The organism is Acidipila sp. EB88, from assembly GCF_003858395.1.
In the GTDB taxonomy this organism is placed as follows: domain Bacteria; phylum Acidobacteriota; class Terriglobia; order Terriglobales; family Acidobacteriaceae; genus EB88.
The window spans coordinates 3,419,985-3,433,348 of record NZ_QWEV01000005.1; the positions used below are offsets into that span (position 1 = coordinate 3,419,985).

Consider the following 13,364-nt stretch of genomic DNA (forward strand, 5'->3'; position numbering starts at 1 on the left):
CTTGTGGATCTGTGATGGAAGCAGGAGAAAGCTCATGTGCGGTCGATATGTTCGTCGCGGTGATAAGCAGAAGATCGCGGAGTACTTCCATGCCACACCGCGGCCGGCAGAGCTGCCCATGCCAGAAGCCGACTTCAATGTGGCACCGACCACGTACCAACCCATCATCCGGCAGAGCAGGGAAACAGGGGAACGGGAGATGGTACTGGCCCGATGGGGATTGGTCCCGTTCTTCACCAGGGACCTGAAGGATGTGAAAGGGCTATCGACGATCAACGCTCGAGCCGAGTCGATCATGAAGGCGCCGACCTGGAGAGAGCCCTTCAAAAAGAGGCGCTGCCTGGTCCCTGCGTCCGCGTTCTACGAATGGCCGAAAGAAGATAGACCACCGAAGCAGCCCTATGCTTTCGAGCTCGTAAACGGCCAGCTTTTGGCGTTTGCAGGCTTGTGGGACGCGTGGCGGGACAAGGACGGGCAGTGGCTTCAATCCTTCGCGATCGTGACCACAGAAGCCAATGAGCTGATGCATCGCATCCATCCCCGCATGCCAGTCATCCTCAACCCGCGAGACTACGATCGCTGGCTGGACAGGGAAGCGACGTCGGAGCAGCTGCCGATCGATCTGCTGCGGCCCTATGAGTCCGAAGAGATGGAGATGTACGAGGCCAATCCCAGCGTTGGGAATGTCCGGAACAATGGCCCAGAGATGATGAAGGCGGTCGCGGCAGCGACGCAGGACGGGAAGTTGCCTCTTTGAGGCTTCAGGAGGGTCGAAACAGGCTCAAGAATTCAAACCATCCTGACGCCCGGTGAGGCGTTCATCCATGCACTCGCTTCTTCTGCAGCGAGGCGAACATCAGAGCTACACGTATGCTCGACTAGCGAGAACCCTACATGTAGGGGAATCAGCTTCAAGGAGAAACACATTGGCAACGAAGAAAACCGCAGTACAGAAGACCGCAAGCAAGAAGGCAGTGGCGAAGAAGGTCGCGCCCACCTCAGCAAGCAGGACCCTCAAGGTTCCTGCTACCAAGATGACCAAGGCTCAGCTGGTACGGTTCATGGCCGAGCAGATGGACCTCACTCCCAAGCAGGTGAACGCGTTCTTCGACCTGCTGCTCGAGATCACAACGACCCAGACGAAAAAGCTAGGCGAGTTCGCCATCCCGGGCTTGGGCAAGCTTGTGAAAGCACAGCGTGCCGCACGGATGGGCAGAAACCCGGCAACCGGCGAGGCGCTCAAGATCAAGGCAAAAACGACGGTGAAGTTCCGGATTGCAAAAGCGGCCAAAGACGCCGTCGTTCCGCCCAAAGCGTAGACCTGCTTCGCACCTACGCTCGGAAGCTTGGGCTCTTAAATCAGGGGAGGACGAGACAGCAACCTCATGCCACGATCGTCTTGTCCTTAACCCGCCAAGTCACCAAGGCCACAATCGCAGGCACCAACCCCTTTTGCCACTAAGGCGCGCCATTCACTCTTGCGTGTGCCCCAAGAGCTGGAAGGGGCAACTGCGTGCGATTGCGGGGCACAAGCGGCCGAACAGGTGCGCCTCAATGCGCCTGTGAGCATGAGTTTCGCTCCTGGCCTGCATGCCAGGCACTGAAGCGTCCCTTTTTATGGAGTGCGCAAGAATGCCTCGGGGGAGGAAAACAGGAGGACCTGGACTGAGCAAGCTTTCCTTCAACAAGCTGTCTATTCTGAAGAAGCAGTGATTACAAGGCCGGATCGGGGGATATTGGTTCCTGCATCACGAACCAGCTCTGAACCGCGGCGAGATCATCCTTAGCGTATATACCGACTGCGTTCGGACTTTGGACTTGAAATCCTTCTGGCAAGCTAAACAGCGTGGATGCCGGATGCAGAGAGACCTTTTCAAGGCCAGAAATCTTCTCTATACCTGCCGGATCTCCGTCAATCACCTTGAGAACGAGTCGCAGTTCTTCAGATCGCCATACCTCGTGAATCGTCTCGGTCGCCGCTTTTCCATTCTGACTGCTCTTGTGAGTCGTCGTAATCCGAAAACCATCAGCCGATACGCCTTGAATTACCTTCTTGCCTAGGTCTTCCCTTGTCACCATTGCTCCACCTTCCTCTACATGCACAGGTTCTTCAGGCATATTTGAAGTGGCTCTCTCAACCTCGCTTGACTGCTCAGTGGTCATCTTGACAATTACGGCAGCATGGCTACTTATCTCTCCTTCAGTCCAATGAGTGAGCATGTCGCTCTGAGGATCAAAGACGATAACGTCCCAAGTTGGACAAGGAGGCGGAACCTTTTGAGACAGTTGATCGCACGGGGCCTCGAGCGACTCAATACTCTGGAGGTATACCTGCCCGGCATCACTGCGAGCGAGCTTGATTGGGTATGCTTCATTCTGCAGGAACTGACTTATCCCGTTCGGCAGGATACGAATCAAGCGCGAATACTTCGTGGCTGAGAATGGGTGACCGCTCACAATCGAGCCTGCCTGGGAAGCCGCCGATTGAGGTGATTGTGCGAGACAGGCTGGCACAATCAGGCAAATATTCATGAAAGCAATCATGCTGTAGTTTCTCAACGCGTACACCTCAACTGTTTCTGACTCGCTAAATGGTCTTCCGATAGCGACGCATTTGGATGCATAGGTCATGGGGGGCAGATGAGGTGTGTTGACCCGCGGCGTGTACGAGGGGTGCTGCCAAGCCCGGTCGGTTTTCACATGTTCTCTGCGGCTTATCGGGAGATCCATGATTTCTCGGGTGGGTCACTTCTGTGTGGATTTACAAGAGCTTCTCTTTCTACCGACCCATCGCTCAAGAGTCCAGCAAGGTCCATTGCCCAATGAAGCGCCATGAACGCGTCCGTACCAGCTCGAGCAGCGATGACTTCGTCGCGTCCAATCCCGATGACTTGTAGCGGGCAGTGGTAAAGGGGGAGCCCGGTTAAAGCTGCACGTACCGGTTTTCCCATGCGCACAGTAATCTTCCTCGGTTCTCCACGCGAGTCAATCAGCGTGAAGCGGCGTTCGGCGACTACTTCCCCAAGTGGCAGCGGGTTCTGCATTCGCAGCCTCCTAGCGGCCTATACATGCAATGATTTGCAGCTAGACCATGATAAAGCCCTTGTTCTAGCTCAGAAGGGATGTGAGGCCGAGCTGCCCATAGGGTTCGTGCCGATGAGCGATCTTCATAGGCAATTGTTGGTAGTGCTGTACAGAAGGCAGAGTGCGAGCGCGTTTCCTCTCTTCAGGTGAGCGCCGGAAAGCTTGCCAAATACGCCTCCTGTGCCCCAACCTAGCCGCCCCTCAGTACCTCGGAGACCGGGTGGTCGCCAGAGAGGAAAACAGGGGGTCTACCCCGATGCGTTCACCTGGACCACTGGTGCTTACTGCTGGCTGGAGGAACGCACAGTGTATAAGGGCGTCCCTTTAGCGACCACTGGCAGCCTCAGGCTCTGAACTGAGAGCTAGACCCAGCTTCCGGCGAGACTGCAGGCAATCATTACGGCGGCAGCAAGGCGAACAGACCATGTGGAAAGGCTTCTCAGGTCTGCATTGATATCCGGGTGCCTGCTCGAGAGCTGCTGAATACGGCTACGAATCAGCGTCAGGAAGACCAGAGTACCGACCGCCACGGCTCCGAGCAGCAAACTCTGCATAGACTGAGCCTGCCCATGGCGAACGAACATGACTACAACAGCGATGAACATGGCAACAACTGCCCAGTAGGAAACCGAACGGTGTGGTGCGCACAAGTCATTATCGACACCGTACATGCGAGAAATACGAGAATCCAGAGAAGCCACCGGTCACCTCACGGATCAATGTACAGAACAATGTGACAGAGAGCAGTACAGATTGCGAATGGCAGCAACCCCAACCTGGCCGCCCCTGAGCACCTCGGGCACCCCGGGTGGTTGTCGGGGGATGGGAACCGGATCAGGAACAGGCGGTCTGCACGTATGCATTCCTGTGGCGCTTGGTGCATGCTGGTAATCGGCGGTGCAGACTGTCTCATGTAGAGTGACATTCATTCCAGCTCGCGATCTGCTCTCTTGCGAGAACAGCCAGGTAGCAAGCAGAACGCATTGTTGTTCTGCTTGGTTCATCACGACACCCTTACGGAGTGCCAGTGTTCAGACTGTATTTGATTTGCTTGTTTATCCTGGGCACGTCAACTGCTCTCGCTCAGACCTCACCAGCGGCAGCGAAGAGCAGGGTCTCCCAGAGATCGCTAGATGCAGCGGCCATCATGGATGCCACAAGAACGCTTCCCGTGGAGTACCAAGCCTCTCTGACCTTCGAGGTCCTGGATAACGAGCCGAACATCGTTTCCAGCCAGCAGCGTATAGCCTGGTTGCTAGATCTGATTCAAGGCGCCCACGCGGCTCATTATCCTGCCATGCTTTCATATGGTGGACCCAGGTCCGGTACTCAGTTTGCGCTTGAAGAGGCGCTCTACCTGAAGGCCCTTCACGTGGACAGTGTGAGCATTGAGGCTGAATCCATCGACAGGCTGATCCCCCTCGACCGGGACCGCGCCATGCAGGCGTTCCTCTCGATGCAGCTTCCGCAGTCCTCTACATCATGCAGCGACAGCTCCACTCCCAACTACACGCCGTACTTCAACACCCTCCAGCGTTTAGCATCTTTGCCCGGCAGTAGCAGCGACGCAATGCCCCGGGCGCTTCTGGTGGATGCTGCCGGCCGTCTCAGCTCGCCGAGCGCCATCTCGGGGTACCTCAGCATTCTCAAGGACGTGCATCTGGAATCTTCTGAATGGAGCCTGGTGAGTGGAAGAGTGGAGCAATCCATGGCCCTGCTCCATCCCTCGGATCGCGAGCTGAGTGCGCTGGATCGAAGAGGGGAGTTGTCCAGTTCTCTGGCGGAAGTCCTAGCCAAGCTGGGGGACAAGCGGCAATCGGCAGTTGAACTCCTGCAGGCGTATCGGGGTTTCCTTGCGAGGGGGCTTGGCTCTGAGCAGTGTTCGGATTTCTCCCTGGATCGGAGTGCCATCATTTCGGAGTTTGATGCTCTACGCAAGAAAGCTGCCGTCACCGAACAGGTGCATGCGCTGGAGATGCGTGATCTGCTTGGAAGCCCTTCCAACGCAGCTCCAGCACGAAAGATCCCTTTCGATGAACGCCTGAGAGCGCCGATGCAGAAGCTGTTCGCACTCAGTGCCAGCAACCAGCAGAAACAGTACGTAGCACACGATCCTGATCTCACGCAGCCGGACAGCCAGGACGTAACAACCATTCTGGGGATTGCACAGGCAAACTACGAAAAGGAGGACAGCTGTGCGGAGTGTCGCTTCCTGTCCAAGCAGGAGACACTCTCGACCTTGATGACTCTTCTCCCCCAGGGGAAGCGGCAAGGACCGTCATCCAGGAGGAAGTGAACTTCATCCAGTTCAATCCATTGCAGGAGACGAATCCAGGCGCATGGTTGTTCATCTTTGAGCAGATGCTGAACACGGCACGAATCCCAGATGCTGCCTCCACGAAACAGCTTGAGAAGGCAGCGGCAGCGGGTCAAAAGCTCATCCTCACGCCTACGGAAGACGCTTCATTCATCAGGGACAGTTTGTCCACTTCTCCAAGCCCTGTGGTGCGCAGCTTCTGGCGCGTTGAAAACCTCGTCAGGATTCCTTACCAACTTAACTAGGTTCTGCCCCTCAGGTGTTTCCATCCTTGCCGGTGATCAGCACGGAACGCCCTCTGTGCCCCTAACCTGGCCGCCCCTGAGCACCTCGGGAACCCGGGTGGCTGCCCGGGATGGGAACTTTCTGGAGATCAACTGAGGCGCTTTAACTCGTTTTGGACTACGGTCTGCGAATTACGACTTGGTTCATCAATCCAGCTTCGTCTGACGTTTTCCGGTGATGCACGCCGCTGAACACCATGGAGATCCAAAAACGATCTGTTTCGACGCTGGCCGAGTACATCGGGCGTTGTAAGCGCCTTGACCATTCGGCAGCTTGAGGGCTTGCAACGATCGTCTCGATGCCGGGGTATGCAAGAAACCAGTCAATGTCGAATCGATCCCCGTCCGGCTCGCTGGCAGCCTTGTACTCGGCGGTGGTTGCAAACTCATCTCCCCATCCTGAGAGCCAGGATGACTGGCAAGGCAGCGACAATACTGCCTAAGCACGCTAGCGACTTGGGCAGCCTCTTTTGTTGAATGGCTTGGCTCCACTGTCCCATGCTTGCTTTTCGGTTACATATTCTCCGTGCTTGGACTTCTCAAATTGACGCTCATAGCTGCAGCGATATTTGTTCTTGTCCCTGTTAATCCATACTCGTGATGAGCCTTGCGGTGTGATTGGGAGGTTAACTATGTCCGGCTTGTTGTCTTGGACCGTTCCACGTGACGGCTGGTCTTGCCCCATCGTAAGAAGTGGCGAGGCACTGCTAATCAGGAGGATCATAGCAAAGAAGGACCTTAAAACGGTTGTCATCGCAAAGCCCGCCATCAGTACAGCCAGCTGCATTCTCCCACTTAGCTCATGGCTGTGTCTCGCAATCGACTGGAGAACGCCACTGTCCCCGCCCTTGGCCGCCCCGTGAGTACCTCGGGAACCCGGGTGGTTGCCAATAGTTGCCGGGATGGACACCACGTTCCCAGCCCCAAACAGATTGAGTGCCCAGAGCACGCAAAGGCGCTCTACGACTGGCGCTAACCCGTTTTCTAGTTGGTTTTCATTTTTTAAAATATGCAGGGATGGAAGTTTGGCTAATGCGTCGGTCCATGGATGGTTTAGTGCTGGCTTTTCTGGGTACCCCCGGGAGGGGTTGTGCGGGCAGGCAGCCATTGCTTCCGGGCACGTGACTTCTCGAGGAATGCCCCGAGGTCTGATATGTTCGCTGGTGGGCCACCGGGGGTTCTAGCGATGCTAACCGCAAATCGAATGGGTCTCCAGCTAGTGATATTGCTACTGGGGAGCGTTTTGGTCTCCCCGCTCATCGCGCAGCAATCCGGAGCACAGCAGGGGCCTGACATTGTCTGGACGTGGTCTGCGCAATGTGACACGAAGCAGAAACTCAGGGTCACAGTCCACCTCCAAAGCAAGCTTCTTTATGCAGGACTCCTTCCCATCTGCCGTGGCAGCCGTGACGCAGAGAATGGAGGGGCAGAATTTCATTTCTCCAGTAGTCAAGTTTTCGGCGGCCAATACCGGGCGCGAATAGGAGGTTCTATCGAAGGTGACATCTGGCAGGCCGGAGGCGAGAAGGATGCTCTTGTGTTGGGCATTTCCTTGACCACTAAGAAGCAGATCCTGCTGAACACTCTGCATATAGCAAGCCCTGACAAGAAAACGTTCGCTAAGCTGGACAAGGGGCTATACATCACAACTACCCCCGTGATCACTCGCTAGCCCACTTGGTGGAAACTGGCAAGAGGCACGGGCCTATGTCGATGCATCATTACGAGCCAAAACCTACAACGTTGCGACTTAATTCAATCCAAGTTTTCGGACGGATGTTGACTCTGCGACGAGGATGCTTCGGATCAACTACTATGACGTAGAAGCTTTTAAGCCGCCCTTCCGATTCATGGAGCAGTACGTTTACGATCAAGTGATCAGCGGTTTCTATCCAGAGCTGCGCGTACGAATTCATAACTGCAGCCGCATGAGGATTCTCAGCTGCAGGGGCGTCAAGAACGACGAGAAAGCCTTCTGGGTTTGGCTCTACCCGAGCAACGGAAGTTTTACTGATGTCGGCATTCTCCCAACCAACGCTGGCCTTAAGCATCACTTTTACCCAGTCATTCTCGATTTCAGAAAGCAGGCGAGGGCCAAGCCCTTGCTCTTGCTTAATGGGAGGAGTTGACGTGCGCCGCTTGAGAGCACGCAGCAAATGCCCTTTGATCTTAGATAGAACCATGACTGATGACAGAATATTGCTATCGACGCGCGTTTGCTGCTGGAAAACGGCATTTTCGGCAACATGCTGCTAGTCCCTTCTGCCAAGGGTGCCGAGTCGCTTCACTTGGTAGCGGTATAACGGTCAGAGCGCAAAGGCGAGCATCCTGTAGCCAGCGTCGACCTGGGCGCCTCGGGAGTACCTCGGGAACCCGGGTGGTTGCCGGATCGAACTCCACGTTCCCAACCCAAACAGATTGAGTGTCCAGAGCACGCACAGGCGCTCTACGACTGGCGCTAACCCGTTTTGTGGCCGGTTTTCATTTTTGAAATTATGCAGGGATGGGAGTTTGGCGAGTGCGTCGGTCCATTGATGGCGCAGTGCTGGCTTTTCTGGGTACCCCTGGCTCGGAAAGCTTTTTGCGAGCTGGGCAGCCATTGTTTCCGGGAACCCTGACTTTCCGGAAAATAGCCACTTCGAGAGTTGGGTATCAGCTCAGCGCATTGCGATCAGAACGAACAGACGTAGTAGTGGCTCACGAGACGCTTGACCTTGCCCGCACATTCTTCGCCGAAGCCATCCTCGGAGCTTGATGGATGTGTGTGCTTAGACATAGGTAGTGCAATCTCATCCGTTACGTCATGAATGAGAAAAGTGTTCGCACCGGCTAGGCCAACTGACCAATCATAGACAATGAAGTCGCTCCCGTGTGACGAAGAGTAGCCAAGCTGACCGACCCCAAATTCCGCTGCGAGGCCAAGATGTGCGAACTCCGCGGCTCGGACCATCGGCGACCAGAGTATGAGAGGAAGCAGGACAATCAGAGATATAGAGGCACCCGTTCGCGGACGTTTCTTAGCAACAAGAAAAATAGTCAACCCTAGAATGATGATCGAGCCTGCAGCAAAACTTAGCGCGGCAATCGGGATCAAATAGAAGCTGACTTTTCCGGGAAGCTGGCAGATAACGGCTAATGCGGCAACCGTCGCGAGCGACACAAGCCCAAACCTTGGTGACCATCGGTCCACCCTTGTCACACCGTCTCCTAAGGTCACGAAGCTACTATATCCCTGAAATGCAGGCGTGAACATATCTAGAGCAGACGTTCGCGCAAACGGCGGTTTCGGCAACATGCTCCTAGTCCCTTCTGCCAAGGGTGCCGAGTCGCTTCACCTGGTAGCGGTACAGCAGGCAGAGTGCGAGGGCCACGAGTCCGCAAACAGGGTGAATGCCGGAAAGCTTGCCAAATACGTCCACTGTGCCCCACTTTGGCCGCCCCGGAGTACCTCGGGAACCTGGGTGGGCCGTATGGATGCCACGTTCCAACCCAAATAGATTGAGTGTCCAGAGCATGCAAAGGGGCTCCACGACTGGTGCTAACGCGCTTTCCGGCTGGGTCCTCGGTAGAGTTGTCCAACTCGGAGTTGCAGCGGGATAGGGTCGTAGCCGAAAGCTAACCAAGCCCGCGCTGAGTTTCTCCGGGCAAGATCCCAATGCCCCGAAGGCATGGGTAATGGTCAGCGGTCTAGGTCCAGAAGGTGGAACTATAGCAATCCAAGGTCAGGTTTCATAAACCCCGCTTTCGGCTGTCGGAACGCTGGCGGTGACCGGTTGAGCCGTCCGTTCAGGGGGAACAAACCTGGCTACTTCCGTCCATTCTTGAGACCGACAAAACCTCTACTGAAAACCCAGCCGCCGAACCCACCAGATGCCAGCGCCATGATGGCCCACTCTGCACTCTTAGAATCGAGCAGTTCAGCTATCGAAGTTGCGGTGATGAAGAACATCGATATGCCGAATACCCAGCACCCAACCCTCTGGACCATCGGAGCTTTGGGATCGCCTTTGAAGAAGAGAACGTCCACTCCTCGGCTGTTCCGCATAGTATCGGGCCATGCGAAGTTGCGCTGCTCCGCCTCTAGCTCGGAGATCCAGCCATCCTCAGCCTCCTCATCATCGTGTGGCATCAGGTTTCCCCGTCGTATGGATGGAAGTTACCAGTGGCATTGCAGGTTCAGCAATAGAAGAGGAGCTGTTTGTCTCTGAAACGCACGTTCCAGTGAATACAAACGTGCCTAGGTCGTCTTAAGCTACTCGAGCGGTGATCCGCGCAGCGAGGGCGAGCTCCCTCACCAATGTGCATGCCGGAAGCTTGCTGAACACCCCCTGTGCCCCAACCTGGCCGCCCTGGAGTACCTCTGCAACCACGATGGTTGCCGGGTAAACACCACGTTCCAGCGAGGGACGCTGATGCGGGTGCACAGTGTGCGAAGGCTCCGAATGGCCGCCCCTGAGTACCTCCGGTACCTCGGGAACCCGGGTGAGCCGTATGGACGCCCCGTTCCCAGCTCAAGCAGATTGAGTGCCCAGAGCACGCAAAGGCGCTCCACGACCGGCGCTAAACCAGATTCCGGCAGGTCCCAGCTTTTGAAAATATGCAGCGATGGAAGTATGGCGAATGCGTCGGTCCATGGATGGCGCAGTGCTGGCTTTTCTGGGTACCCTCCCGGGAGGGTTGTGCGGGCAGGCAGCCATTGTTCCGGGAACAACGACTTTGCGGGCGCTTGCCGAGAAATTGGGCGGTGATCCGCTTAGAGGGACAGGCTGATACGCTGACGTTCATGCAGACGAAGACCATCTATATCCCAATGCTGGACGAGGGCACGGCCGTTTGGACACCCGTTATCGCACAGCCCATAAGTAGTGCGACATATCGCATCGGGAGCGAGCCGCTCTACCCGGACGACGAGAATTGGGCCTTCAGATCGGGCCAAGAAGTGACCGTCGAAGAGCACACATTTCAGGACGGAAATTGCGGCCTTGTGGCTGTTGGTCCAGCCGCACACGCTCGATGGGACCTCACGCGGGCAGAAACCGACATTGTCCAGAACGCACTGAATGAGATTTGCAACGGGATAAGCCTTGGAGATGAATTCGAAACGCGAATAGGTGCGACTGTAGGCGAGGCTCGCGCTCTGCTTGAGCGTGTTTCAGGTTTGAGACGGCAGTAGCGTCTGCGCAGCGTTCCAGTAGGCTTGCACTGGATTTGCGCCCGCAAAACGGCGTTTTCGGCAACATGCCGCTAGTCCCTTCTGCCAAGGGTGCCGAGTCGCTTCACCTGGTAGCGGTACAGCAGGCAGAGTGCGAGGGCGATCTCCAAGGTGCATGCCGGACGCTTGCTGAACACGCCCTTGTGCCCCTACCTGCCCGCCCCTGAGTACCTCAGGAACCTGGGTGGTTGCCGGGATGGACGCCACGTTCCCAGCTCAAACAGATTGAGTGTCCAGAGCACGCAAAGGTGCTCACGACTGGCGCTGACCCGTTGTTACGGTTGCTCTCAGATTTAAAATATGCACACGCTAGCCATGGGGCATAAGGGATAAGACATGCTACTTAGCATCCACAAGGAAGCTCCTGCTCTAATTATTGACGTGGCTATCGGAATTGTTGGTTTTGTTTTTTCACTCGGCCGGGGAAAGGCGTCTGGTCGAAGTATGGATGGCGACACCACCATTTGTCTTGCCAAGGTCTGGGCTGGAATTGCCATCCTAGGTATGGCTTTAGCCTTCGTCGTGTAGTTCGCTCGATGGCAAGCCGCTCTTTCGCAATTTGGTGCGTCTGGACGAACGCTGCTCCGGCTTTGCAGGAGGAAGACCATTCAGGGACTAAAGAGACTGCTCGAAGGCCGTTTGTTGACCTTTAGGGATCAGCCAGAACGCCCAACATGGCCGCCCCGGAGTACCTCGGGAACCCGGGTGGTTGCCGGGATGGGCAGTTAGAGTTGTTAAAGACTACGGTTGCTCAGAGGCAACTCCCGCGCATTCCAGGATGCTGCATGACCGCCTAAACACTGGAAGCTAAGCAGCGGGTCGGCAGATTGCACAAGCGTGAGAAATCGCCTTCCAGTCAGCAGAAACTCATGTGAGGCTCTCGATAGGATAACCAGGAGAGCCTCGGCAGGACCGCGTTGTAAGCCAGGAACCGACCCGCCTGCACCATTCGCAAATTGGTCGTAAGAAGACAGGATGAGTGCTACTCCGCCGTTGAGGGGAACCTCAATTTCAGTAAACACGTCACTAAGAGCGTCCAGATTCATCCCGTAGTAGTCGGGAAAGTGAAAGACTGAGAACAGGCTCATGTGCATGTCCTGTTCGGAATTCCATGCTTGGCAGTCCAGTCGAACAATCCGATAGCCCACTTGCCCTAGCCAGGCGGTGTCCTCGGCAAGGATGTCATGCCTCCGATACAAAGTGATGCCTCCGTCTCGGATAGCTCGCAAATCAAACGCACCTTGTTCGCTGCTAAGGAAAATAGCCATTTGTGCGCCATTTTACCTGTGCGCAGTTGCGCTCAGGCTCGATGGATGGCGTCGCCCCTAACCTGGCCGCCCTGAGCACCTCAGGAACCCCGGGTGGTTGCCGGATCGGACGCCCCTTCACACCCAGAACAGATTGAGTGTCCAGACCACGCGAAGGTGCTCCACGACTGGCTCTTAAACTATGCAGGAGCAGGAACTTGGCCGGTGCTTCGGCTCACGGACGATTTCGGGCTGCCTTTTCCGGGTACCCCGGTAAGTTTTCATGTGCTGGGCGCTTTGCTGAGAGCCTCTCAGGACTACTTGACCGCCCAGAGGGTCAACGCCTCGAGATCTGGCGCTGCATATTGACTGCTCTCTTTCCAGTGGCGAGCGATTCGATTGGGAGGCGGCTCGAAGAGAGAAGCGTCGGGAGTTAACGAGATGTGAGCGAGGCCGGATACCGTCTCTTTTCCTGCTGGATCGCCATCGACTACCCGGAGCACGAGTCGCATCTCGGAAGAAAACCAAACCTCATGAATGGTTTGAGTCGATGAGCTACTACCAGGGACTGCGTGAATGGTAATGATTCGGGTACCCTTAGCCGGAATGCCTTCAAAATCATGTTCCCCGAGATTTTGGAAACTGACACCCGGCTCAGGGGAATCAGTAGAAAGAGGTATGGAGATGACTGAGGTGAGCCGCTCAACTTCTGCCATCTGATCACTGGTGAGATCCATCTGAACTATCTGAGTCTTCTCTGCAAACTCCCCCTCGCCCCAGTGCCACATAGTCGCTATGGATGGATTGAACAAGGACAAAGACCAGCTATCGCAGGGCTTCAATTTGCCAAGTGACGGCACGTCGCACTGCTCATCCACCTGACCTGATCCTGAGAGAAAAATGCGGCCACTCTTGTCACGGGCAAGCAGGAGATGATGCAGTTCTCTTGTGATCATGCGGCGACCATTTGGCTGAACCTCGACTGTGCGGCTGTACTTGATCGCTGAAAATGGATGACCCTGGATGACTGCTGGTGTGGACAGATCATTCTCGGAAGAAGATGTGCGCGGCTCGGACTGCCCACAAAGAAGGAGCGGGAGACACGCCAGAACAAGAAAAGGTAGCTTGCTTAATTGCAGCATCGTCGGTTGGTCCAGGGTTTGGGGTCTGTTTACATGCCTGCACTATCGACACTAGAACTCACATAAAGGTTGCAGTTC

General features: G+C 55.7%; 12 protein-coding genes. 5 read left to right on the forward strand and 7 right to left on the reverse strand.

Annotated elements, in window-relative coordinates:
* Positions 1-34 precede the first annotated feature (34 nt).
* Positions 35-757: an SOS response-associated peptidase gene (locus D1Y84_RS14500; protein WP_124850169.1), complete on the forward strand. Its 723-nt coding sequence runs from the start codon at positions 35-37 to the stop codon at positions 755-757.
* Positions 758-926: 169 nt separating this feature from the next.
* Positions 927-1,319: an HU family DNA-binding protein gene (locus D1Y84_RS14505; RefSeq protein ID WP_233581433.1), complete on the forward strand. Its 393-nt coding sequence runs from the start codon at positions 927-929 to the stop codon at positions 1,317-1,319.
* A 394-nt stretch (positions 1,320-1,713) separates the two neighbouring features.
* On the opposite strand, the gene D1Y84_RS14510 is transcribed toward D1Y84_RS14505, so the two are convergent.
* On the reverse strand, positions 1,714-2,544 hold the full coding sequence (locus tag D1Y84_RS14510; RefSeq protein WP_124849329.1) for a hypothetical protein: 831 nt from the start codon (positions 2,542-2,544) through the stop codon (positions 1,714-1,716).
* Between the two features lie 902 nt (positions 2,545-3,446).
* Entirely contained in the window at positions 3,447-3,785 is a 339-nt protein-coding gene (locus tag D1Y84_RS14515; protein ID WP_124849330.1) for a hypothetical protein, read from the reverse strand.
* Between the two features lie 446 nt (positions 3,786-4,231).
* Between D1Y84_RS14515 and D1Y84_RS14520 the strand changes: the two genes are divergently transcribed.
* Both D1Y84_RS14520 and D1Y84_RS14525 read left to right on the forward strand, forming a co-directional pair.
* Entirely contained in the window at positions 4,232-5,380 is a 1,149-nt protein-coding gene (locus D1Y84_RS14520; protein ID WP_124849331.1) for a hypothetical protein, read from the forward strand.
* Complete coding sequence (locus tag D1Y84_RS14525) at positions 5,377-5,646, forward strand: hypothetical protein (protein ID WP_124849332.1); 270 nt, start codon at positions 5,377-5,379, stop codon at positions 5,644-5,646. The genes D1Y84_RS14520 and D1Y84_RS14525 overlap by 4 nt, the downstream gene beginning before the upstream one ends.
* 1,760 nt (positions 5,647-7,406) lie before the next feature.
* Here the strand turns inward: D1Y84_RS14525 and D1Y84_RS14530 are convergent.
* The 3 genes from D1Y84_RS14530 to D1Y84_RS14540 all read right to left on the reverse strand — a co-directional run bounded on the left by D1Y84_RS14530 (position 7,407) and on the right by D1Y84_RS14540 (position 9,814).
* The gene (locus D1Y84_RS14530) at positions 7,407-7,868 is read right to left on the reverse strand and encodes a hypothetical protein (RefSeq protein ID WP_124849333.1); all 462 of its coding nucleotides are present in this window, start codon (positions 7,866-7,868) and stop codon (positions 7,407-7,409) included.
* A 488-nt stretch (positions 7,869-8,356) separates the two neighbouring features.
* The gene (locus D1Y84_RS14535; protein WP_124849334.1) at positions 8,357-8,845 is read right to left on the reverse strand and encodes a hypothetical protein; all 489 of its coding nucleotides are present in this window, start codon (positions 8,843-8,845) and stop codon (positions 8,357-8,359) included.
* A 645-nt stretch (positions 8,846-9,490) separates the two neighbouring features.
* On the reverse strand, positions 9,491-9,814 hold the full coding sequence (locus D1Y84_RS14540; protein WP_124849335.1) for a hypothetical protein: 324 nt from the start codon (positions 9,812-9,814) through the stop codon (positions 9,491-9,493).
* Between the two features lie 1,419 nt (positions 9,815-11,233).
* On the opposite strand from D1Y84_RS14540, the gene D1Y84_RS14545 reads away from it, so the two are divergent.
* Complete coding sequence (locus D1Y84_RS14545) at positions 11,234-11,425, forward strand: hypothetical protein (protein ID WP_124849336.1); 192 nt, start codon at positions 11,234-11,236, stop codon at positions 11,423-11,425.
* Between the two features lie 206 nt (positions 11,426-11,631).
* On the opposite strand, the gene D1Y84_RS14550 is transcribed toward D1Y84_RS14545, so the two are convergent.
* The gene (locus tag D1Y84_RS14550) at positions 11,632-12,165 is read right to left on the reverse strand and encodes a barstar family protein (protein ID WP_124849337.1); all 534 of its coding nucleotides are present in this window, start codon (positions 12,163-12,165) and stop codon (positions 11,632-11,634) included.
* A 296-nt stretch (positions 12,166-12,461) separates the two neighbouring features.
* Positions 12,462-13,286 carry a hypothetical protein gene (locus D1Y84_RS14555; protein WP_124849338.1) on the reverse strand — a complete coding sequence of 275 codons (825 nt, stop codon included), beginning with the start codon at positions 13,284-13,286 and terminating at the stop codon, positions 12,462-12,464.
* Positions 13,287-13,364 lie beyond the last annotated feature (78 nt).